The organism is Parasynechococcus sp. (assembly GCF_045559935.1).
In the GTDB taxonomy this organism is placed as follows: Bacteria; Cyanobacteriota; Cyanobacteriia; order PCC-6307; family Cyanobiaceae; genus Parasynechococcus.
In genome coordinates, this window is record NZ_JBJLJL010000004.1 from 36,960 (window position 1) to 56,100 (window position 19,141).

Sequence of the window (19,141 nt, forward strand, 5' to 3'; positions counted from 1 at the left end):
ACGGCGAAGCACTCAGTTCGCCGTGACCTCGATGTTCACCTCGTTGAAACGTCCTTCCGGGTTGATGGACGGGAGTTCCGGTGCCGGCAGACCGGTGGCCTCAGCGATGGCGCCATTGATCACCGCCAGCGGCACCTGACCGTCCTGATCCAGCACCACCCGCCCGTCGGGGGCGATCACCACCACCTGAGGGATCCGCCCGTTCCAGTAGCGAGCCGGTTCATCAGCGGCGGCTCCGCTCTCGCGTCCCTGCAGCTCATCGGTGGTGAGGGGAAGCAGATCGATGCTGCGGGTCCACAGCCGCTGCAGCTCGGAGACCACCGGTGCGAAGCGTTTGCTCACGGCACTGTCATCCAGGTAAAAGATGAGAACCGAGGTGCGACCGGCCGCCCGTGATTCCTTCAGGGTGCTGGTCGGCGGCACCAGGGATCCATTGCCGGCATAGAGGGCATAGATGTTGCCGTCGTAACTGTCGTCGTTGAGCACGGCGTGGGCCGGACGCACGATCAGCAGCAGCGCGACGCTCAGGCTGAGCAGCAGGCGGAGCAGGGATGCCATGAGACGACGGAACCAGGCGTCATTGTGACGCTCGGCTCAGCCCCGTCCCAGGCTGCGGCCCATGCCCTGGGCGATGCCGCGGCCGATCAGTCCGATCGCCCGGCCCACCACCTGGGTGAGCAGAACCACCGCCAGATCACCGATGCGCTGCACCAGAGCCTGAACCTGCGGGGCCAGCGCATCACGGGTCTCCAGCAGCAGCGCCACCTGCCGCTGCCACCAGCCGAGCTGATTGAGCTCCCGATCACGCGGCTCGGTGAGCTGGAGCGGTTCGATCCGTCCCTGTCGCAACTGGAACAGCACCCGACGGCTCTCATACAGCTGCACGGGCCGCTCGATCCAGGCCTCCCAGCGCCACTGCGTGTTGAGCTGGTTGCGCAGACGCTCCAGTTCCCGGGTGGCCAGATAGCGCTCACCCAGCAGATAACGGCGCAGTTCCGGCCAGGCACCACAGGCATCCAGCAGTTCCGCGCTGATCAGTTCGGCGGTGCGCACCAACCAGTTGCTCACCAACGACTCCAGCTGCAGCAGAGCGCGGGGATCATCCGCCGGCAGCAGCTGACCGTTCACCAGCACCGGCTGATCCACCAGCAGCGGGGTGAGCATGCGGGAGGGATCCGGCAACTCCTCATCAACGGCGGAAAGATCAGCCTCCCCCAGCAGCGACTCCGCCACCGGCAGAAGCGTGCCTTCCCTGGGGAGCCGGACGTAGCTGCCAGCCATCGCGGTGAGGGCCTGGCGGCGCAGTTCCGGTTGCAGTTCAGCCCAGGCTCCGCTCTGCACCGGATCGCCATCGCTGCCGCGCAACCTGGCGAGCACCAGATCCAGTTGCTGCAGAAGTGCAAGCAACAGCTGACGTCGACGCTCCGGATTCAGGCCCTCCAGCGCCAGCAGACTGCCGGTGGCATTGCTCAGGCCGGCCTGCACCGAACCATCCAGACGGCTGCGGATCGCACCCCAGACAGCGATGGCATTGCGTTCTCTCAGCGTGATTGCAACGGAGGCGGACTCCACCGGAGCGCTGCGATCGTGGGTGGTCGTGAGAGGCACCGCATCCTGCAGACCGAGCTGCAGGGGGCCCCAGATCCAGAGCAGCAGCGAGCGGGCCGCCGCCAGTTCTCGCCGTCGTCCCTCCAGCAGAAACCGCAGCAATGGATCCGCCGGAGGCGGCATCAGCAGCGCCTCGATCATCTGCAGGTCCTGACTGATCTGCTGCAGGCCGCTCACCAGCAACCACTGCCCCAGTCCCATGGGAGCAGATGCGGCTGTTGAACTCCCAGCTTCGACCGGGTTCACATCCACCACCCGGCCACCACCCAGCACGGTGGTCACGGCCTGCTGCAGCGTCGCCAGGTCGGCGTTCTGCAGCAGCCCCGCCGCGGGCAGCGAGAGGATCTGGTCGCGATCGAGGCTGAGATCGGCAGGCAGCAGCAGCAACAGCGGCGCCGGTTGCCAGCGTTCCTGCAAACGACGTGCCTCGCGCTCGATGGCCGTGAGGCTGATGACGCGATCCAGCGACCAGATCACCAGGGCCGGGTGACCGGCCAGCTGCTCGGGACGCAGCATCACCTCCAGGGATTCGTCCGCTGCGGTCAGCTGCAGAGCGAGGCTTTCGGCAAGCAGATCCGGCGCCAGCAGCAGAATCCGCACCGGAGAAGTGACAGCCAAGGTGCGGCGGACGACGAGCTGTCCGTCAACGTAACGAGCCCTGGCTCATTCCTCCAGGGTGCGGCGACCATTCAGCTGAAGCGTGTAGGACTCGATGCGGAAGCCGGTGCGCCGCTCGATCTGCTTGAGCAGGTCATCGGGCAGCTGCACATCGATGTCCTCGATCGATCCTGTCTCCAGACAGGTGAGATGGCTGTGAGGATCGCTGCGGTAGCCGTACAGACGACCGTTGGCCCGATCCAGGCACTCGATCACGCCAGCGGACTGCAGTGCCTCGAGGTTCTGATACACGGAGGTATGACCGATGCTGCGGCCGCGGGCATTCAAGCGCTCAAAGATGTCCCGGGCACTGAGATGACTGCGCTCAGACCAGAGCAGATCAAGGACCATGCGTCTCTGACGGCTGAGTCGCATGCCAAGGCTGCGGCAGCGCTCGAACACGTCCTGCAGCCCCCCGGGGGGGGATGAGGAAGACGCGTCTTGTGGGGAGCGCGTTAGCACAGAGCCGGTTTCTCTAACATCACCTTAAGGCGTGCTGACCGGACTGGACGCCAGGAGCTGGATCAGGCCAGATCGGCCATGTGCTCGACGGGATCCTGCAGACGGCCTTCGCCGATGGCGCTGATGGCCTCGGCCAGATCCACCCGGCCGTCATAGAGCGCTCGTCCCACCACCACGCCGCTCACTCCCAGTGGTTCCAGGGCCAGCAGCGACAGCAGATCCGCCATGCAACCGATGCCGCCGGAGGCGATCACCGGCACGCGGCTGGCCTCGGCCATGGCCCGCAGAGCCTGCAGATTCGGCCCGGCCAGGGTGCCATCGGTGGCGATGTCGGTGGAGATGATCGCAGCGATGGCGGCATCGCTCAACCGTTCCGCCAGCTCCGTGGCCAGAACGTCGCTCTGCTCGATCCAGCCGCGGGTGGCCACCCGGCCTTGCTTGGCATCGATGCCCACGATGATGCGGCCGGGATGACGCCCGGCCAGCTCCGTCACCAGCTGCGGCTGCTCGATGGCCACGGTGCCGAGGATGACCCGGTCCAGACCGCAGGCCAGCAGATCCTCGGCACGCTCCAGCGACCGCACACCGCCACCCAGCTGCACCGGGATATCAAGACTGGCGGTGATGGCCCGCACCACTGCATCGTTCACCGGCTCGCCTCGCCGGGCCCCATCGAGATCCACCAGATGCAGACGGGTGGCGCCCTGGGCCTGCCAGCTGCGGGCCTGGGCCACCGGGTCATCGCTGAAGCGGGTCACCTGGTCGTAATCCCCCTGATGCAGCCGCACGCAGGCACCGTCGAGCAGATCGATGGCGGGGATGATCTCCATGGCGAACAACCGGGGCGGCGTCCATCCTGCAGCTCCGCGCTTCAATGACTGCGCTTTTCGCTGGACGGCCGTGAAGATCCTGGTGATGGGGGGAACCCGTTTCGTCGGCAAGCCGCTCGTGGCCAGGCTGCAGGCCCAGGGCCATGCGCTGACCCTGTTCACCCGCGGCAAGAATCCGGTTCCCGACGGTGTCACCCACCTGCGCGGGGACCGCAGCACGGAGGAGGGGCTCAAGGCCCTGCAGGGGATGCGCTTTGACGTGATCGTCGACAGCTCCGGCCGCAAGCTCGAGGACAGCCGCCGGGTGCTGACCATCACGGGCGCCCCCGAGCACCGCTTCGTCTACGTGAGCTCTGCCGGCGTCTATGCCGGATCAGACCAGTGGCCCCTGGATGAGGACTGCCCCACCGATCCGCAGAGCCGCCATGCCGGCAAGGCGGACACCGAGACCTGGCTGCGTTCGGAAGGCATCCCCTTCACCAGCTTCCGCCCGACCTACATCTACGGCCCCGGCAACTACAACCCGATCGAACGCTGGTTCTTCGATCGGATCGTCAACAACCGACCGGTGCCCCTGCCCGGCGACGGCAGCACCATCACCCAGCTGGGTCATGTGGAGGACCTGGCCGAGGCGATGGCCCGCTGCATCGACGTGGAGGCTGCCGCCAATCGCATCTACAACTGCTCCGGCAAGCTGGGGATCACCTTCCTGGGCCTGATCCGCTCGGCGGCACGGGCCTGCGGCAGGGATCCCGACACCGTGGAGCTGCGCAGCTTCGATCCCTCCGGTCTTGATCCGAAGGCCCGCAAGGCCTTCCCGCTGCGACTGAACCACTTCCTCACCGACATCAGCCGGGTGGAACGGGAGCTGGCCTGGCAGCCGAGCTTCGATCTGGCGGCGGGCCTGGCGGACAGCTACGCCAACGACTACGCCCTCTCACCCACCGCGGAGCCGGACTTCAGCTCCGATGCGACGCTGATCGGGGCCTGAGGTAACCGACGGCGGACGTCAACGCCAGCAGCAGGGACGGCCAGAACAGCCACCAGCCCAGGATCACCAGCGCCGCATGGCCACCCCAGGCGGGTGGCCAGAGCAGCAGCAGCAGGCTGAGGAACTGCAGGATCGTCTTCAGCTTGCCGCCCCTCGACGCGGGGGCTCCGTCGGAGGCCTGCGAGCGCCAGCCGGAGATCAGCAGTTCGCGGGCCAGCAGCAACCAAACCGCCCAGAGCGGCAGGCCTCCGGTGGAGGCGAGCCACAGCAGCGGAGCGGCGATCAGCACCTTGTCCGTCAACGGGTCCAGACGGGCCCCCCAGCTGCTGCCCCCACCGGCCCGACGGGCCAACCAGCCATCGGCGGCGTCACTGAGACCCGCCAGCAGCAGCAACCACCAGGCGATCGGACGCTCTCCGAGCTGCAGCGCCAGGATCAGCGGCAGACCGGAGACGGCCCGTCCCACGGTGAGTCCATCGGCGAGCTGTCGGAAGGGGAAGGCCAACGGCGCAGAATGCGGGCAGATTCCTGCAAATCATGGTCCTGCAGCTGACGGTGGCGGATGTGATGACCCAGCCCGTGCTCAGCGTCTCTCCGGAGACGGCTCTGCAGGATGCGGTGCAGCTGATCAGCGACCATCACATCAGTGGCCTGCCGGTGGTGGATGGCGAGGGAGCCCTGGTCGGAGAACTCAGCGAGCAGGACCTGATGGTGCGGGAGAGCGGCGTGGACGCCGGCCCCTACGTGATGCTTCTGGACAGCGTCATTTACCTGCGCAACCCACTGAACTGGGACAAGCAGGTGCATCAGGTGCTGGGGACGACCGTGGGAGACCTGATGCGCAAGGACACCCACTGCTGTGCCGCCGACCTGCCGCTGCCGAAGGCGGCGTCCCAGTTGCATGACCGCAGCACCCAGCGGCTGTTCGTGCTGGATGAGAAACGGGCCCCGATCGGGGTGCTCACCCGGGGAGACGTGGTGCGTGCACTCGCCTCCCACCGGGAGATCTGATCAGTTCAATGCGCGCACGGCGATGGCGATCGGCTTGATCGCCCGGAATTCCACGTAGTCCCCCACCTTGAGGGTCTGCACGGGATCGCCGTTGATGTCGCCACGCACATCCAGGTTGTGCACCCCGCCGAAGGGGCCGCGAAGGCTCAGCTCCTGATCCTGCTCGGACACTTTCACCACTTCCGCGGTGCCGGTGGCCATCGCCACCCGGGCCCCCTTGCGAACCTCGCCGAAATCACTGGAGAGGATCACGTCCTCCCGCTTGAAGGTGAGACGGTTGACCGGGCTCCTGCGGAGGTCAACGACCAGACCATCGAGGATGTCGACGATCACCTCATCTCCCACCTTGAGGCCCTGGGCCTTGAACTGGCCGCCCAGGGTGATCAGCATGTCGTGGCCGTAGGGGCTGCGCAGCTCCATCACCCGTTCGGCCGGCATCAGCCGCTGGATCGTGCCCTGCAGCTTGGTGATCTCAAAGGAACGCAGCAATTCGGCCTTGAGGCTGGCGCTGTCGTTCACCACAGTGGCCAGCAGGGGCTGCTCCACCGTGGTGCCACGCGCGGCAGCGGCTGCAGCGAGCTTGTCGACATCCACCGCCACCGGCTGGATCAGACGGAAGCTCACCACATCACCCGCCCGCAGGTTCGGGAAGAGATCGTCACCAGGGTCGGCGAGCACATCCAGGTTGTGGATGCCTCCGAGAGGCCCCATCAGGCTCAGCGTGCGGTCCCGTTCGGAGAGCTTGATCACCCTGGCGGTGCCAGAGGCCAGAGCCACCCGCATGCCCTTCTTGAGGGGACCCATATCAGTGGGCATGTAGATGTCTTCGCGGTTGAAGCTCAACTGCTTGTCGCGGCTGCGCTCCAGATCCACCACAAGCCCGTCCAGCACCGAGACATCAACACGGTCTCCCGATCTGAGGCCCAGGGGCTTCAGGTCGATCCCGACGGTGACGATCTCCTTGTGCCCCTCGGGATCGATGATCTCGAGCACGTTCTGATCCGGCAGCACCGTGCTGACGGTGCCGCGCAGATGGGTGACTTCGAAACCAGCCAGCTGTTCGGGGGTGAACCCGGCCATCGCTGGAAGGGAGGTGGACACCACCGCCGCGGCAGCAGCCAGCAGGGCACGGCAGGGTCCGGAAAGACGGGGCATCGGCCGGGGACAGTCGTTTCGACGGATCGACGCTAGCCCGTTTCGAATAGGTCAAAATGCTCCCGGTAGCCTCTTGGCCCCTATGACCATCCGTCCGATCCTGCTGGCCGCCCTGCTGGGGCTCGGCATTGTTTCGGTGGCGCCGGCTCAGGCAGAGACCTCGATCCGGATCAGCCTCAAGGATCGCTATCTCACCCTTCTCGATGACGGGAAGGAGATCGGCAAGTACCCGGTGGCCATCGGGGCACCTGAATCACCGACACGGGAGGGAAGCTATGCGGTCACGAAGATGGATCCTCAGCCGGTTTATCACAAGAAAGGCAAGGTGATCGCGCCGGGCCCGGAGAACCCGGTTGGGGTTCGGTATGTGGCTTATGTGCAGATCGGGCGCGATGAATACGCCATCCACGGCACGGCCTGGCCCAGCTGGGTGAAACTTCGCGCTGCCGTGAGCCTGGGCTGCATCAGGATGCTCAACAATGATGTGATTCAGGTGTTCAACAGAATCAAGGTGGGCACCCCGGTGCTCGTCACCAAGAACTGACATCCACGATTTCCTGTCTTCATGATGCGCTGCCTGCTGATTGCCTCCGCGATCCTGATGCTCCCCCTCGGAGCCAACGCAAATCCCACGACGGAGACCAAAGAGAACGATTTCCTGGACCTGGTGGACGGCAAGGGCAATGTGCTTGTGCAGGGAAAGGGCGTCAGTGACGTGAACGCCAAGGCCCGTGCTGAGGGGCTGAAGTTCCCGGCACTTGGCTACTGGTCACCGGAGGGGCACTGCTTCATCACACCAGCTCCCGGAGATTGCAACGGCGTCTTTAAAAAATAGAAGTCAAGTAGAATCAATTCCTTGAGGCAGAGAAGATGTTCAGCAAATTTCCAGCACTTCGACGCGTTTCCATTTACATGGTCTTGAGCTATCTGGCACTGACCATCACGAACAACAGCGGACTGCAACTGGACAACATGTGGTTGCTGTACACGCCGATGTTTGTCGGTGTTTATATCTTCTCAAGGTGGATCGACAGCAAGCTCGGCAACCCGGCGCCTCCACAGCGAACCGAGGAGAAGGCTGATGAAAAAGGGTTCGTCAAACGATGAAACGGCCGCCAGAGCATCCAATGCGACAGTTTCCAAATCTCTTAAGTATTAATTGTGTTGTTGAGAGGCCGAGCCCTGTTGAGAGCTTGTAGCTTCTTGCCTGCATGGTTCCGCAGCAGTGTCTGGATCCGACCTCTCCAGCATCAAATGGGAAAACGACGGCGAGATGTCGGCCCAGGACACCTGGAATCTGGTGCGCCAACTCTCCAAGACGGAGGAGCACGACAGAGCCTCCGCTCTGCTCCACCTGTCTTCCAAGCACAGGCATTCCAAGGTCAAGCCTCGTTATCGTGAAGCCACGCTGAAGACCGATGACGATGCCATTCGGTGAGGCAGGCAGCTGGGATGATCCGTCGCCGGAACGGACAACGACCCGTCTGCGCCACTGGCTCGACACGCGCTTGAAACACCTAGCCCGTCAGCAGAGAATCCAGGACGCACGATCGCTGCGCAGTGAATTCTCCATCGAGGAGTCATCAAGGCGCTGACATTTGCGGGCGCAAGCTCTGCCGTACTGCCACGACTGTTACAGCCGAACGGAAGATTGATGTGTTCAATATCGCCAGCAGCTCACCTTCCATGTGGATGCTGATCTAAAAAATGAAATCGTTGCCGGAGCATTTATCATCGGCTGCTTCTTTGCAATCGTTGTGATGAACCTGATCGGCTACAACGCAGACAACTGCTTCATTCCCCAATAAATCAGCACAGCGATTCGATTGCCCTGCAACAGAAAAAGACTCCAGCCACATCACTGTGACTGGAGTCAGGATCAAAACCAGAGCGAAACGATGACCATCAATTCAACCTGGCCAACAACAACCGCACTCACGCAGCAGAATCAACTGCCCCCTGTAGCCGCGGAAGTGCTCGATGATGTGTCCTCGTTCGCAGCGAAGGCCTGCATGAAGGCCGAAGCCGTGCGCTGGCTGTTCTGGGTGGCGAAGGAGTTGGTCGACAGCGTCGACGTGGCTGAACCGTTCGCCGTTGCAGACGAGTTATCCTGCGTATTCACAAGCTTGAACGCATCCAGACGATCCAGGCTCACGGTGAAACTGGAATTGTCGTCGGCATTCACGCTGGCGATGGCACCCAAGCCCTCAACCGTGACTTCGCTATCACTCTGAGTGCTGGTGGTTCCGATGGATTGAGCGTAACCGGCTTCATAGGCTGCATTGAAAGCAGCCGTCCAGGATGCACCACCGGTCGTATCCCCTGTTGAATCAGCCGCCGTCAGTGCGGACGCCACAATCGCTTCTAACTGAGCCTCTTGGCCGATCGCGGTGACGGAATTTTCAGTTGTATTGAAGGTACCCTTGATAATTCCGGTCGCGGATGACTCAGTCGCAGTAGAAGAACTGTTTGTGATGACGTTGTTGTACGCAGAGCTGTAACTGGAGTTATAACTCTCGTTATAAGAGGTCGTATAAGCATTCTTGAATTCTCTGAAGTTGCTCTGCTCTGTTTTATAAGCAGCTTCACTTGCGTAGGAAGACTGCGCGCTACCGAGAGCTGACCAGGCAGTGTCGTAATTGGTCGACCACTTCCACTCTCCATCACGGTCATAGCTGCCGTAATTACCTGTCTCCGTCGCCGACAGATTGGTGGCCGTGGTGGCATATTCCCAACCTTGTGAGTGGGACTCCCGCTTGGCCGTTTCGGTTGCCACTGAGTTGGCGGCAGCGGAAGCGGCCTGGGTTGCAGCGGCAGAGGAGGAGGTGCCATTGGTCTGCATCAGGTTGCTGCCTGCACCCATCTGCATCACACCCATCGACATCCCGTCGAATTCCTGGGTCGCGGACACGTTGGCGTCCACCCCAATGCTGGTCGTCGAGCCCACATTGAACTGATTGGAGGTGCCGACCGCGTTGTTGAACGTCGCCGTGCCCGCACCGGAGAAGGTCAGTCCGCCAGGAGTGGTGGCGTTGATGATGAACATACGCTGGGTGGTACCAGACATGTTCGGGTCATCGGAACCAGCGCGACTGGAGTTCTGGGCGTTTGCCGCGGCCGGAGCCGTCAGCAGCAACGCCGCTAGGAGTAGAGGTGTTTTCATTTTGGGTAAAAGGAATCCAGAATGTTTTAAGGATTCACCCGCACCCTGTCACTGGCTTCTGACAGGACGCCATAACCTTTTCTTAATTATCTTGGCGGTAGGAATTGGTGCGTGACGGGGTCGATCCAGGGCAGCAGGGCATCAGGGAGAAAACGGTCGGGATCGGCGATCCGATGCTCGAGTCACGACGGCGTTGTCCGATGTCATGGACACCACGGTCTGCGTGGTGCATCAAGCAGCCCCGGGCGTTGCTCAGAAACTGTTGGACGACAGCACCGAGATCAACGCTTGACCCGAGTCGTTGTTCGGTCGGAGGGCGGTTTCCGCGCTCACGACGGCAGGCGGTTCGTGGCGAGATTCTGGACGTCCGAAGTCTTGACTTCCCATGACCACCGAACACCGCAACTGGGCCGTCGTTGCCTCAGCAATGGAGCAACAGGGAGCCACCAACAGCGACATGTATCGCCGCGCCAGAGCCATGGCTGATGGTCAGACAGACCCGATGCCAACAAGCTTCCCAGCCGCACCTTTCAGCATCTCAGTCGTCTGAGACGGCGCCATTCAGCCTCTGCCTCACCGTGCCTCGGTGGGGCAATCCCCTTCTTTCCGTTATGACCAACCATCACCTGTCGATGGAGCAGAGATTCCATCTTGAAGCAGCCTTCCGGGAGATCGATACCTGCGAGGACATTGAGCAGCTGCGTGAACTCACCAAGCAGATCATCACGGCTCAGGAGAATGAGAAGGCCTTTGCCCGGGAGGCAGCCGCACAGATCCGATTGGAGTTGGACGCAGCAGCCGCAAAACGCTTCGGATTCGTCTGAAGTTGAGAGAAGCAGCATCTGAAAGGGTGGACACCCGGATTTCTTGAATCAGGCCCCGCCGTGGCGGCGGGAACAGACGCATGGTTCAGCTCCGGCAAGACTCCAGCCACAACCCTCTCCAGCCATGGCGACCTTCGATTCAGCCACTCCCTTTCTGCTGCTGGCACGCATCCATGTGAAAACGGGTTGCGTGGACGACTACCTCGAGCTTGCCCGCGAGACCGATGCAGCCGTGGAGGCATCCGAGCCAGGGATGCTCCACCACACCTTTGATCAGGACCCGGAGGACCCGCAGACCTTTGTGTGGTCGGAGGTCTACGCCAACGATGCAGCCTTCGCAGCGCATGTGTCCAATCCACCGGTTCAGGCTTATCTCCAGAAACATGCCGAGCTGGGCGACAGCTTCAGCATTGAGGTGTACGGAACGGTGGGCGATGACTGCCGCACCCTGATGGAATCCTTCGGACTGCCCCTGAAGATCTTCGAAACCAGGCTCGGCTACAGCAGGGTCTGAGCGGAGAACGGCCCTGGTTATTGCTGCTGTTGCTGTTGGCGCAGCGCTGCCATCTTGTCGACGCTGGAGCCAACGGTTTCCACCACAAACGCCTCCGGCCCGTCGTGCTTCAGCCTGAACAGATAGCCGTTCACCCAGCCGGTCTCCCGGTTGTTCATCTCATGGCCGAGATCCAGAAACCCTGGTTTCTGACGGAACAGATGCAGAAGAATATCCAACACATCCTGGGGAGATAGATTCTCAGGATCGACAGAAGGAAGATTTTCTCTCACATCCATGAAAGAGATGGACGCCGAGTAATCGAAATCGTTCTGCATCACGCAACACTGCTCATCAGGCACCGTAGCCCCTGATACGGTTTAAAGCGACTGACTGTTACCGGGGATTGACATCAAAAGCTCACTATCTAACCTGAAAACCACTGCAACAGGCCAGTGCGCGAACGCATTCTCGATGAGCTCATTCAGATGGAAACCTGGGACTGGTGGAAAGCACAAGTCTTTTATTTGAGAGAAAAGAAGGAGTATGCCGAAGCCGAAGCCATTTTCAATGAATTCAAGATCAACAACCAGACATAACCATCCGCTGGCCCTGATCACAGCAAGCCTGCTGCTGCTGGCCAGCGGTGGAGCCGGCCAATGCCATGAGCGAGTGCGAGTTCATCATCCGAACGATGAACAAGCTGGGCTCGCGGATGTCGGTGTTGAGGATGACGATTGCGTCGACAGACGACAAGGAAAAACAGGATCTCGCCAGTCAGCAACTAGACCAGTACAACTCCGATTACCGCCTGGCCAAGAAGCAGTTCAGCAAAGCCAACTGCGGCGACACCAGGAGCAGAGACTGAGCCTCTCAAGCGATGAGAGCGGAGGAAGCCCGACGAAGTCAGAAGGCATCGAATCCGATCTTCAAAGCCAGATCCAGAACCAGCTCCGTCGATCACCCACACCGGGTCGTCGCAGCTGGTTGTCTCTGCCATCTTCATTGACACAGACATGCTTAAATTTTTTATTGCAGAAAACTTATTAAAGACATCTAAAAGTTGTAGTAATAATAGTTTGGTTTGATTGCCTCCCATGCCTCCTTGCTGATCTCATCTCCTTGAACCTGCCATTCCTTGCAGACAATCCGGCGTGTTGCTTCATAGAAGTCGCAAGACCGTGTTTGGACCAGGTCTCGTGTCGACAATTCATCTTGATCCACAGAAGGCATCGCTCCGGGAGAACAATTCTGATCGAGATACTCCTGTTGCTTGCTTAATGAAGAAGCATCCAACGCAGCACCATTCGCATCTTTGCCTGTGCTGACCATGCTGGCAACGGTCTTGCAAATGGCTGTCAGAACATTGGTCTTTTCTTTCCTCAACTCCTCAACCTGCTGATCCGTCGGGCTGGTGATCACAACGATGTCTTCGCTGTCTTTCAAGAAGTCCACCTGCGCCAGAAAGGCTTCCTCTTTACTAGAAAACTTGAGCGTTTTGCTGCCCGACGAAGAACATGAGACCAGCAACAGTGAGACGGAAAATAGCGTGATTATTTTGAGTGGCTTCGTCATCTCAGTACTGTGGCTGGGCTGAGGCGGTGAATGAGCCAGGCACGCCATTTCAACAATCGGTCGGCATCGCCCCGGAGGCAATGCGCCTTAACACCGATTGTCTTTGTCGCCTGGAACACCAACACTGGATGCATCGAGATCGGAGGAGCCATGACGGCCGACACTCCACCACAGCAAACGGCAGAAGCAGCCTGACTTTTCTGGCCCCTGCTCCAACTTTTCAACCCAATCGTGAGCAACTCGTCTGTGACGACACGGATGGTCGTCTGATCAGTCGATTCTTCTCTGCACCGTCTCAGGTGCCCCGCAGAAGACCTGCATCACACCTGGTTCCAATGGCCCCAGGGTTGCCACAAGCCAGACGCTTCGACCTCTTCTCTCAGTTCACTGTCGTTCGAAGGGCACTTCACGCTTCGCGGATACAGCTTCACTGAACAGGTCGATTGCAATGCACAAACGAGCGAGCTAGGCCGTCTTTCCACCGGGAAGGGCGGCCTTCCTCTTTGGGAGCTCCGGCGGGACGCGGTGAGCCGGCCACTCCGATCTCGCAGGAGCAAAAAGAAACCCCCGCCGAAGGCAGGGGCTTCAAAACGCTTCTCGGGAGTGTGACCTTGTTTCCACCCCGTGAGGCGTTTTTCCTCACACAACAAATATGCCCCGCCATCTGCGCCCTCGGCAAGGGCCTGGGTTCGGATTCGTGATTGGCCCGACACGGGCAGAACGCAAGCCTCAGCTTTCCTGCTCAGCCTGGCTGGCCTGGTGCTGAAACGACTGCTCGAGGTGCTCCACCCGTCGCTCCAGCGCCTCAACCCTCTGCTGAAGCTCATGCTCGCGGCGCTGCCCAGCTGCATCCAGCTGCTGGCGGCCACCATTCATCATCTCGGTGTAGGTCAGCGCCCTGGGCTTGATCGGTTCCGTCATCAGCTCTCGATAGCAAGGGCCTGATCAGCCTGGCCACGGCAACCCAACCGGGTGTCGGTTCCCTGAGCGCAGCGGCTAAACGATGGGGCACCCCCCGTTGCCAGGCGAGGTTGGGTTGCCGAACTAAAGGAGAAACAGCAAGAGCACGATCCACGCACTTCCAATGAGGAAAACCTTGTCTGGGCCGTTTCCAATGTCGAAAGGCTCGTAGGGCTCCGGAATCATTGTTGGCCTGAATCAGCCTTGAGCCTAGTGGTTTAGACCGCCACTCCGATGCTCACTCGGCTGATCCTGAACCGCAGCACAGCTGCCATGGCCTCAGCGGCAAATGCTTCCGACATGTTTACCTTGAGCAAGGTGACATTTTCTTAAAACATCAATACCATTTCCTAGGCTAACGATCCACAAAATCAATTCCACCAGGCAAATGCTCGAAACCATTGTCTGCACGTTGGACATCAGCAACTCCTTTGCCGAATTTGCCGACAAGTTCGATCACGACGAAGCTCCGGGCCGGGAAGCCAAAGGCATCAAAGTGCTTTATCGCGGGGTCGCGAACAACAACCCTTCCAAAGTTGTCATTGTCGTCCAAGCTGAAACGGGTGTGATTGCGCAGCACATGCAAGACAACGCTGCACGCTTTGTTGAGAATGGTGCTCTCGTGCACACCGCTGTGGTGACCTCATACAAGCAGTGCTGACCAGTCGTGCATACCGATCTGGTGTGATGCACGACTGGGCCAGGACCCTCGACACTCAGATTCAGCTTCAGTCAGTTGGCCAGAGCTTCCACTGAGCACCATCAGGAATCTCAGGGGGTTGCGACACATCCTTGGGTTCCTCCCACAGGACGCGCCACTGCGGGACGCGACAGGGGACATAGTCATGGTGCTCGATTCGCACCCCACCGAGAGGAGCCACAGATCCGATCCAGCCACCAACCCACTTGGCCTTGCTCTTGAGAGAGTCACCTTTGAACCAAATCCAGCACTTCTGTCCCAAGACCTGGATCCCAGTGATGACGATCAAAGTCTGACACCAGAGGGGAACGGACGCACAGAAAGTCAAGTCTCTCTCCCCCGGTTGGGGGAGGCGGGCTTGGGATAAATCCCCCGATCGAGTGAACGTTCGAATGGTCTGCAACGACAGAATTTGAATGACGTTGTAGACAATTGGGAGCCGAATCAATGAATCCAACCAAGCTCACGGACAACCAAGTGATCATGTGTCGGATAGCAGACGATCACTTTGAGCTGATGATGAACGACTACCAAAAAGGAACGCCCCTTGATCGATTAATGGATTGCAATGCCTACCTGAATGAACTGCAAAAGGATGTCATTCTTGACAGATCTGACATCGAATTCTTCTCAGCAATCCACAGGCTGGCCTCACACAAATTCAAACTCATAGTCCTTGGCCGCTAGGGGGAGCGTTCAAGCCAGACACATCTCCGCAATCAGCAACGGATCACCACTTCTGCAGCTCAATAACTCAGCCCCAATCCTGCTTACTCCAACAACAGCCGAGCATCCTGTTGACGCAAGTCCGCTGGCGGAGCCGGCAGGTCTGGTACCACCGGCAACGGTGGTAATTCCGGAGGAGGTGGTGCTCCGATCAACGGATCCCGCGCCATCTCAGGCCGGTCCTCCATCACGGGGTCGTCGCCCTCCAACGGAGTCTCCGCCGGCATCTCCAGCACCGGATCCTCCAGCAGCATCGGCGGCGGCAGATCGGGGGGCAACGGCGTGATCGGGCCACGGATCAGAGTCGGATCCTCGAGGCCGTCCTCCACCGGTTCGATCTCCTGCAGGTTCGGCCGCTCCCGCAGCACCAGGGGATCGGCGGTGATCGGCGGCTCCCGCAGCGGCGATCGCTCCACGTTCTTGGGAGGCTCATCAGGCGAACCGTCGAGACGTTCCGGTGGCGGGGCAGGCGCCCAGATCATTCGGGCCAGCGGCTCCACCCCCTGCTCCATCACCCGGTTCAGGCCGGCCAGCGCACGATCGGTGAGGTGAAGACCCACAGCCTGAACACACGCCACCGCCCCCTCGCACGACTGATCCCCCGGCAGCTTCGGGGTGAGCCCGGCGATCAGATTGCCGCGGAGCGGTGTCTGACGACGGCTCAGCCGCAGCATGTACGGCACGTGGACAAAGCTGGTGGCGCCACCGCTGATCCAGTTGGCGTCCTCTTCGGTGAATCCCTTGGTGCCCGGAATGATGAAGCGGCTCTTGGAGGCGTGATCGGGCATGTAGGCGGCGAGATATCCGCGGCGCCGCGCCAGCTCCTTGGTCTGCTCGAGGGTGAGGCCGTCACGGCTCATCAGCACCTCCAGATGGCCATCGTCCCGCAGACCCATCACCATGCGGATGCGCGGCAGGTAATACCGGATCCGCTGCCCCATGCTGATGCTGTAGGCCCCCTTGTAGGTGTCGGGCGCCTCCTCCAGATCGTTGTAGAGGCTGTGCAATCCACCGATGAAGGTCTCGTAGGTGCGGCTGTGGTCATCGGTGAGTTCCCCGAAGCCGAAATCAACGCTGCCGTCGTGGCGGATGCCGATGAAGGCGCGCTGGCGCGAGGCGGTGCGGTTGCGGCCGCGCCACACCCGCGGACCGAACTTCAGATCACCGAGGGGAACGGTGATCTCCTGCCCGCCGTTATCAATGTGGCGCTCGTACATCGGCCCGGAGACGTAGGCCAGGGCGGCGATGTCTTCGTACGCGTCCTGCTCCCGGTCCCAGCCCTCCAGCAACCCGAAGCGCACCTCGCGGGGATCGAGATCGAGGGCATAGACCTCGTCATCGGGGATGTAATGAAACGGCTCATCGTCGGCCGGGAGGCCCGGCAGCACGAGGTCGCCCTGCTCGTTGCTCTCCGCCACCCGCTCCGGGGCATTCGGAGCCAGGGCGATCAGGCCGGCGAACACCAGCGGTGGCAGGGCCAGCGCCAGCAGCAGCCAGCGGTTCCGCCACCGGGGTCGGGGGGTCTGGTCTTGGCGGGGAACGCGTGGCTTCACGCGGCGGGCCGTCGACCTTGGTTTTTGGGGAGTGGATCGAACCAAGGAACGATGACGCCGTCGGCCACCAGCCATGTGCGGTAACGGTCGCCGCAGTCATGCCCTCCCGTCAACTCTCCGAAGGCCGGGATCACCAGACGGGAACCGACCGCGTCGTAGGCGAAGCAGGGCAGACGCAGGTGATCGGAGCGGCTGCGCAGCCGACTGGTGGGATGCAGATGACCGCACACATTCAGCTGGTGAGGCTGCGGCGGGGATTCCGGAGCATGGCTCAGCCACAGGGCACCGAGGGCCTGAGACGGCAGCTGCGGCAGGCCTTCCATCCAGCTGTGGCGATCGTGATTGCCGCCGATCAGCAGCACCTCGCAACCGCAGAGATCCGGCAGAGCCCGCAGGTTGTCCCGCAACCTCGGGGTGAGTCCGACCCGGGCATGGATCAGGTCCCCCAGAACGATCAGCTGCTGCGGACGCCACTGATGGCAGAGCTCAAGCAGGGGGTTGAACGTGCCGCCATCGGCATCGCTCGGCAACGGGATTCCCTGCGCCTGAAAGGCCTCCGCCTTGCCCAGATGCAGATCCGCCAGCATCAGCACCCGTCCCTCCGGCCGCCAGAGCGCCCGCTGCGGCAGAAACTGCAGCGACTCCGCTCCCCACTGCCAGAGCTGCGCGCTCATCCGCGCCGGGGTGGCTTGATCTGGCTGTTGTGTAGCCCTGACTGCATCGGGCCGGCACATCCGTGCATCAACCTTGCGTCCCATGAGGAATTAATTGTGGCGCGTCCCGTGCGTCCGAACCAGCTTCCGATCGAAACCCTTCGCTGGCTCGAGCGACGGCTGCTGTCGCTGGAACGTCAGGAGCGTTACGAATGCGCCTACGCCCTGCGCATGGAAGTGGCCGAATGGCTGCTGGGGGCTGTGGATGCCAACCTGACGGCACCTGCCCCGCTGTGACCCCCCGATGACCCTTGCCCTGCTGATCGCTCTGGCCGGCTCACTGGTGGCGATGACGCTGATCGTGCGTCGTCTGGAACAGCGCTGAACGGCAACCGCTCGATCACCTGATCAGCGTTGACCATCCGCACCACGCCGCTGTCGATGCAGGCGATCTGAAACAGGGACGGCTCAGGGCCACGGGCGCTGCCCACCACATGCAGCACATGGCCCATCCACCAGTCCCCCGGATCCTCGCCTTCCACCACCACCAGATCACCGCAGCGAGCGCGGAGAAACAACGGCCCGTCCATCCCGACCTCGCGCCAGTACGTTCGTTCTAGCGACGGAAAGGCCGGAGCATGGCACGCTTCCAGGTGTCATCCGATCCGGCGGCGATGCGCTGCTCCGCCCTGGCTGCAGCCCTGCTGAGCGCCACCCAGCTGCTGATCATTCCCGCTGTGGCGGCAGCGCCGGAACCGCGCGGCACCCTGCGGGTGGGCATCACCGGATCGCCTCCGTTCGTGCTCAGCGGCCATGGCTCGCGAGGGGGCATCAGCCTGGAGATCTGGCGGCGCGTGGCCGAGCAGAACGACCTCAGCTACGACCTGGTCGAGCAGCCGACCCCGAAGCAGGGACTGAGGGCGATCGAGATGGGAGAGATCGATCTGCTGGTGGGGCCGATCAGCATCACCGCCCGGCGCCTCGCCATGCCTGACGTCGATTTCACACAGCCCTACTTCCTGGGCAAGTCCGGCGTGCTGCTGCCCCTCTCTCCCCCCAGCCTGGTCAGCCGCCTGAGCGTGTTCTTCGGGTGGGCGGTGGTGTCGTCGGTGCTGGTGCTGCTGGGGGTGCTGCTGGCGGTGGGCAGCCTGATCTGGCTGGCCGAACGGCGCCGCAATGCCGAGCAGTTCCCCCGGGCGCCGCTGGCGGGCATCGGCAGCGGCATGTGGTTCGCGCTGGTAACGCTCACCACGGTGGGCTACGGCGACAAGGCCCCGGTCACCCGCACCGGCCGCGGGCTCACCGCCGCCTGGATGACCATCTCCCTGATCGCCGTGTCCTCGCTCACGGCAAGCCTCGCGTCGGCCTTCACCCTGTTCCTCACCGGCGCCACCGAAACCGCGATCACCGATCCTGCGCAACTGCAATCACGCCGGGTCGCCGTGGTGAGCGGCACCAGCGGCGTGGAACTGGCCCAGAGACGCAACATGCGCGTGGTGTCGGCCGACTCGCTCGCCGGCGCCATCGATCTGATGCTGGAGGACCGGGCGGAGGCCGTGATCTTCGATCGACCGGCCATCCGTTATTACCTCAAGAAGAATCCGGATCTGGCCGTACGACTGGCGCCGTTCACGCTCACCGAGGAGACCTACGGCTTCGCCTTCCGATCCGGTGACCCCCTGCGCAATGCCTTGAACGTCTCGATCCTGCAGCTGCAGCGGCAGGGGCAGGTGGAAGCCATCACCAACGTTCTGCTCAACTGAATCCGCCGGGGGAACGC

The 19,141-nt window shown here is 61.8% G+C and carries 27 protein-coding genes; 14 read left to right on the forward strand and 13 right to left on the reverse strand.

The genetic code is table 11. The annotated features are described in order from the left end of the window. Window positions 1–12: 12 nt before the first annotated feature. The 4 genes from ACJ0G7_RS02010 to hisA all read right to left on the reverse strand — a co-directional run bounded on the left by ACJ0G7_RS02010 (window position 13) and on the right by hisA (window position 3,557). Window positions 13–558 (reverse strand): thylakoid membrane photosystem I accumulation factor, encoded by a 546-nt coding sequence (locus ACJ0G7_RS02010; RefSeq protein ID WP_407394998.1) that lies wholly within the window; start codon window positions 556–558, stop codon window positions 13–15. A gap of 36 nt (window positions 559–594) precedes the next feature. Then, complete coding sequence (locus ACJ0G7_RS02015) at window positions 595–2,226, reverse strand: DUF3685 domain-containing protein (protein WP_043691904.1); 1,632 nt, start codon at window positions 2,224–2,226, stop codon at window positions 595–597. 45 nt (window positions 2,227–2,271) lie between these two features. Further along, window positions 2,272–2,640 carry a transcriptional repressor gene (locus ACJ0G7_RS02020; RefSeq protein WP_253912854.1) on the reverse strand — a complete coding sequence of 123 codons (369 nt, stop codon included), beginning with the start codon at window positions 2,638–2,640 and terminating at the stop codon, window positions 2,272–2,274. A gap of 149 nt (window positions 2,641–2,789) precedes the next feature. Further along, the gene (gene hisA, locus ACJ0G7_RS02025) at window positions 2,790–3,557 is read right to left on the reverse strand and encodes a 1-(5-phosphoribosyl)-5-[(5-phosphoribosylamino)methylideneamino]imidazole-4-carboxamide isomerase (protein WP_407395000.1); all 768 of its coding nucleotides are present in this window, start codon (window positions 3,555–3,557) and stop codon (window positions 2,790–2,792) included. A 70-nt stretch (window positions 3,558–3,627) separates the two neighbouring features. Here hisA and ACJ0G7_RS02030 point away from each other — a divergent pair, with 70 nt between their 5' ends. Then, complete coding sequence (locus ACJ0G7_RS02030) at window positions 3,628–4,548, forward strand: NAD-dependent epimerase/dehydratase family protein (RefSeq protein ID WP_407395050.1); 921 nt, start codon at window positions 3,628–3,630, stop codon at window positions 4,546–4,548. Here the strand turns inward: ACJ0G7_RS02030 and ACJ0G7_RS02035 are convergent. Continuing rightward, the gene (locus ACJ0G7_RS02035) at window positions 4,517–5,053 is read right to left on the reverse strand and encodes a CDP-alcohol phosphatidyltransferase family protein (protein WP_407395002.1); all 537 of its coding nucleotides are present in this window, start codon (window positions 5,051–5,053) and stop codon (window positions 4,517–4,519) included. The two genes, ACJ0G7_RS02030 and ACJ0G7_RS02035, sit on opposite strands and share 32 nt — an antisense overlap. Before the next feature lie 32 nt (window positions 5,054–5,085). Here ACJ0G7_RS02035 and ACJ0G7_RS02040 point away from each other — a divergent pair, with 32 nt between their 5' ends. Further along, window positions 5,086–5,559: a CBS domain-containing protein gene (locus ACJ0G7_RS02040; protein WP_043691912.1), complete on the forward strand. Its 474-nt coding sequence runs from the start codon at window positions 5,086–5,088 to the stop codon at window positions 5,557–5,559. Here the strand turns inward: ACJ0G7_RS02040 and ACJ0G7_RS02045 are convergent, their stop codons facing one another. Beyond that, a complete protein-coding gene (locus ACJ0G7_RS02045; RefSeq protein WP_043691915.1) occupies window positions 5,560–6,714 on the reverse strand; it encodes a hypothetical protein in 1,155 nt (384 codons plus the stop codon). Window positions 6,715–6,796: 82 nt separating this feature from the next. On the opposite strand from ACJ0G7_RS02045, the gene ACJ0G7_RS02050 reads away from it, so the two are divergent. The 5 genes from ACJ0G7_RS02050 to ACJ0G7_RS02070 all read left to right on the forward strand — a co-directional run bounded on the left by ACJ0G7_RS02050 (window position 6,797) and on the right by ACJ0G7_RS02070 (window position 8,309). After that, window positions 6,797–7,258, forward strand: coding sequence for a L,D-transpeptidase (locus ACJ0G7_RS02050; protein ID WP_043691918.1), 462 nt, complete (start codon window positions 6,797–6,799; stop codon window positions 7,256–7,258). Window positions 7,259–7,282: 24 nt separating this feature from the next. Beyond that, on the forward strand, window positions 7,283–7,549 hold the full coding sequence (locus ACJ0G7_RS02055) for a hypothetical protein (protein ID WP_407395004.1): 267 nt from the start codon (window positions 7,283–7,285) through the stop codon (window positions 7,547–7,549). Window positions 7,550–7,584: 35 nt separating this feature from the next. After that, window positions 7,585–7,821 carry a hypothetical protein gene (locus ACJ0G7_RS02060; RefSeq protein ID WP_043691919.1) on the forward strand — a complete coding sequence of 79 codons (237 nt, stop codon included), beginning with the start codon at window positions 7,585–7,587 and terminating at the stop codon, window positions 7,819–7,821. 166 nt (window positions 7,822–7,987) lie between these two features. Beyond that, window positions 7,988–8,152 (forward strand): hypothetical protein, encoded by a 165-nt coding sequence (locus ACJ0G7_RS02065; RefSeq protein WP_407395006.1) that lies wholly within the window; start codon window positions 7,988–7,990, stop codon window positions 8,150–8,152. After that, window positions 8,133–8,309: a hypothetical protein gene (locus ACJ0G7_RS02070; protein WP_407395008.1), complete on the forward strand. Its 177-nt coding sequence runs from the start codon at window positions 8,133–8,135 to the stop codon at window positions 8,307–8,309. Before ACJ0G7_RS02065 ends, ACJ0G7_RS02070 begins: the two co-directional genes overlap by 20 nt. Window positions 8,310–8,662: 353 nt before the next feature. Here the strand turns inward: ACJ0G7_RS02070 and ACJ0G7_RS02075 are convergent, their stop codons facing one another. Further along, window positions 8,663–9,850, reverse strand: a complete 1,188-nt coding sequence (locus ACJ0G7_RS02075; protein ID WP_407395010.1) for a hypothetical protein — start codon at window positions 9,848–9,850, stop codon at window positions 8,663–8,665. 638 nt (window positions 9,851–10,488) lie between these two features. Here ACJ0G7_RS02075 and ACJ0G7_RS02080 point away from each other — a divergent pair. Then, on the forward strand, window positions 10,489–10,701 hold the full coding sequence (locus ACJ0G7_RS02080) for a hypothetical protein (RefSeq protein WP_043691928.1): 213 nt from the start codon (window positions 10,489–10,491) through the stop codon (window positions 10,699–10,701). A gap of 124 nt (window positions 10,702–10,825) precedes the next feature. Next, a complete protein-coding gene (locus ACJ0G7_RS02085) occupies window positions 10,826–11,215 on the forward strand; it encodes a putative quinol monooxygenase (protein WP_407395012.1) in 390 nt (129 codons plus the stop codon). Window positions 11,216–11,232: 17 nt separating this feature from the next. Here the strand turns inward: ACJ0G7_RS02085 and ACJ0G7_RS02090 are convergent, their stop codons facing one another. Further along, window positions 11,233–11,556: a hypothetical protein gene (locus tag ACJ0G7_RS02090; RefSeq protein ID WP_407395014.1), complete on the reverse strand. Its 324-nt coding sequence runs from the start codon at window positions 11,554–11,556 to the stop codon at window positions 11,233–11,235. A gap of 93 nt (window positions 11,557–11,649) precedes the next feature. On the opposite strand from ACJ0G7_RS02090, the gene ACJ0G7_RS02095 reads away from it, so the two are divergent. Together ACJ0G7_RS02095 and ACJ0G7_RS02100 are read left to right on the forward strand one after the other, a co-directional pair. Further along, the gene (locus ACJ0G7_RS02095; protein ID WP_407395015.1) at window positions 11,650–11,793 is read left to right on the forward strand and encodes a hypothetical protein; all 144 of its coding nucleotides are present in this window, start codon (window positions 11,650–11,652) and stop codon (window positions 11,791–11,793) included. Window positions 11,794–11,840: 47 nt separating this feature from the next. Then, window positions 11,841–12,062: a hypothetical protein gene (locus ACJ0G7_RS02100; protein ID WP_407395017.1), complete on the forward strand. Its 222-nt coding sequence runs from the start codon at window positions 11,841–11,843 to the stop codon at window positions 12,060–12,062. A gap of 188 nt (window positions 12,063–12,250) precedes the next feature. Here ACJ0G7_RS02100 and ACJ0G7_RS02105 read toward each other — a convergent pair whose 3' ends face one another. Together ACJ0G7_RS02105 and ACJ0G7_RS02110 are read right to left on the reverse strand one after the other, a co-directional pair. Further along, a complete protein-coding gene (locus ACJ0G7_RS02105) occupies window positions 12,251–12,769 on the reverse strand; it encodes a hypothetical protein (RefSeq protein ID WP_407395018.1) in 519 nt (172 codons plus the stop codon). 729 nt (window positions 12,770–13,498) lie between these two features. Further along, window positions 13,499–13,690 (reverse strand): hypothetical protein, encoded by a 192-nt coding sequence (locus ACJ0G7_RS02110; RefSeq protein WP_043691941.1) that lies wholly within the window; start codon window positions 13,688–13,690, stop codon window positions 13,499–13,501. Between the two features lie 427 nt (window positions 13,691–14,117). Here ACJ0G7_RS02110 and ACJ0G7_RS02115 point away from each other — a divergent pair, with 427 nt between their 5' ends. Next, window positions 14,118–14,390, forward strand: a complete 273-nt coding sequence (locus tag ACJ0G7_RS02115) for a DUF3764 family protein (protein WP_407395020.1) — start codon at window positions 14,118–14,120, stop codon at window positions 14,388–14,390. An 809-nt stretch (window positions 14,391–15,199) separates the two neighbouring features. Here ACJ0G7_RS02115 and ACJ0G7_RS02120 read toward each other — a convergent pair. Beyond that, window positions 15,200–16,783: a hypothetical protein gene (locus ACJ0G7_RS02120; RefSeq protein WP_407395022.1), complete on the reverse strand. Its 1,584-nt coding sequence runs from the start codon at window positions 16,781–16,783 to the stop codon at window positions 15,200–15,202. Then, entirely contained in the window at window positions 16,705–17,382 is a 678-nt protein-coding gene (gene pdeM / locus ACJ0G7_RS02125; RefSeq protein WP_407395023.1) for a ligase-associated DNA damage response endonuclease PdeM, read from the reverse strand. The genes ACJ0G7_RS02120 and pdeM overlap by 79 nt, the downstream gene beginning before the upstream one ends. 108 nt (window positions 17,383–17,490) lie before the next feature. Here pdeM and ACJ0G7_RS02130 point away from each other — a divergent pair, with 108 nt between their 5' ends. Further along, window positions 17,491–17,658, forward strand: coding sequence for a hypothetical protein (locus ACJ0G7_RS02130; protein ID WP_407395025.1), 168 nt, complete (start codon window positions 17,491–17,493; stop codon window positions 17,656–17,658). On the opposite strand, the gene ACJ0G7_RS02135 is transcribed toward ACJ0G7_RS02130, so the two are convergent. After that, window positions 17,580–17,951: a DUF3104 domain-containing protein gene (locus tag ACJ0G7_RS02135; protein WP_407395027.1), complete on the reverse strand. Its 372-nt coding sequence runs from the start codon at window positions 17,949–17,951 to the stop codon at window positions 17,580–17,582. The genes ACJ0G7_RS02130 and ACJ0G7_RS02135 overlap by 79 nt on opposite strands. A 48-nt stretch (window positions 17,952–17,999) precedes the next feature. Here ACJ0G7_RS02135 and ACJ0G7_RS02140 point away from each other — a divergent pair, with 48 nt between their 5' ends. Beyond that, a complete protein-coding gene (locus ACJ0G7_RS02140; RefSeq protein WP_253912816.1) occupies window positions 18,000–19,124 on the forward strand; it encodes a transporter substrate-binding domain-containing protein in 1,125 nt (374 codons plus the stop codon). The last annotated feature ends 17 nt before the right edge of the window (window positions 19,125–19,141 follow it).

What these genes read in the sequence shown, in the direction of transcription:
- ACJ0G7_RS02010 (WP_407394998.1), bottom strand. Translation starts at nt 558, where the DNA reads ATGGCATCCCTGCTCCGCCTGCTGCTCAGCCTGAGCGTCGCGCTGCTG.
- ACJ0G7_RS02020 (WP_253912854.1), bottom strand. Translation starts at nt 2,640, where the DNA reads ATGCGACTCAGCCGTCAGAGACGCATGGTCCTTGATCTGCTCTGGTCT.
- hisA (WP_407395000.1), bottom strand. Translation starts at nt 3,557, where the DNA reads ATGGAGATCATCCCCGCCATCGATCTGCTCGACGGTGCCTGCGTGCGG.
- ACJ0G7_RS02040 (WP_043691912.1), top strand. Translation starts at nt 5,086, where the DNA reads ATGGTCCTGCAGCTGACGGTGGCGGATGTGATGACCCAGCCCGTGCTC.
- ACJ0G7_RS02045 (WP_043691915.1), bottom strand. Translation starts at nt 6,714, where the DNA reads ATGCCCCGTCTTTCCGGACCCTGCCGTGCCCTGCTGGCTGCTGCCGCG.
- ACJ0G7_RS02050 (WP_043691918.1), top strand. Translation starts at nt 6,797, where the DNA reads ATGACCATCCGTCCGATCCTGCTGGCCGCCCTGCTGGGGCTCGGCATT.
- ACJ0G7_RS02055 (WP_407395004.1), top strand. Translation starts at nt 7,283, where the DNA reads ATGCGCTGCCTGCTGATTGCCTCCGCGATCCTGATGCTCCCCCTCGGA.
- ACJ0G7_RS02060 (WP_043691919.1), top strand. Translation starts at nt 7,585, where the DNA reads ATGTTCAGCAAATTTCCAGCACTTCGACGCGTTTCCATTTACATGGTC.
- ACJ0G7_RS02065 (WP_407395006.1), top strand. Translation starts at nt 7,988, where the DNA reads ATGTCGGCCCAGGACACCTGGAATCTGGTGCGCCAACTCTCCAAGACG.
- ACJ0G7_RS02070 (WP_407395008.1), top strand. Translation starts at nt 8,133, where the DNA reads ATGACGATGCCATTCGGTGAGGCAGGCAGCTGGGATGATCCGTCGCCG.
- ACJ0G7_RS02080 (WP_043691928.1), top strand. Translation starts at nt 10,489, where the DNA reads ATGACCAACCATCACCTGTCGATGGAGCAGAGATTCCATCTTGAAGCA.
- ACJ0G7_RS02085 (WP_407395012.1), top strand. Translation starts at nt 10,826, where the DNA reads ATGGCGACCTTCGATTCAGCCACTCCCTTTCTGCTGCTGGCACGCATC.
- ACJ0G7_RS02105 (WP_407395018.1), bottom strand. Translation starts at nt 12,769, where the DNA reads ATGACGAAGCCACTCAAAATAATCACGCTATTTTCCGTCTCACTGTTG.
- ACJ0G7_RS02110 (WP_043691941.1), bottom strand. Translation starts at nt 13,690, where the DNA reads ATGACGGAACCGATCAAGCCCAGGGCGCTGACCTACACCGAGATGATG.
- ACJ0G7_RS02115 (WP_407395020.1), top strand. Translation starts at nt 14,118, where the DNA reads ATGCTCGAAACCATTGTCTGCACGTTGGACATCAGCAACTCCTTTGCC.
- ACJ0G7_RS02120 (WP_407395022.1), bottom strand. Translation starts at nt 16,783, where the DNA reads ATGGCTGGTGGCCGACGGCGTCATCGTTCCTTGGTTCGATCCACTCCC.
- pdeM (WP_407395023.1), bottom strand. Translation starts at nt 17,382, where the DNA reads ATGAGCGCGCAGCTCTGGCAGTGGGGAGCGGAGTCGCTGCAGTTTCTG.
- ACJ0G7_RS02135 (WP_407395027.1), bottom strand. Translation starts at nt 17,951, where the DNA reads ATGGACGGGCCGTTGTTTCTCCGCGCTCGCTGCGGTGATCTGGTGGTG.
- ACJ0G7_RS02140 (WP_253912816.1), top strand. Translation starts at nt 18,000, where the DNA reads ATGGCACGCTTCCAGGTGTCATCCGATCCGGCGGCGATGCGCTGCTCC.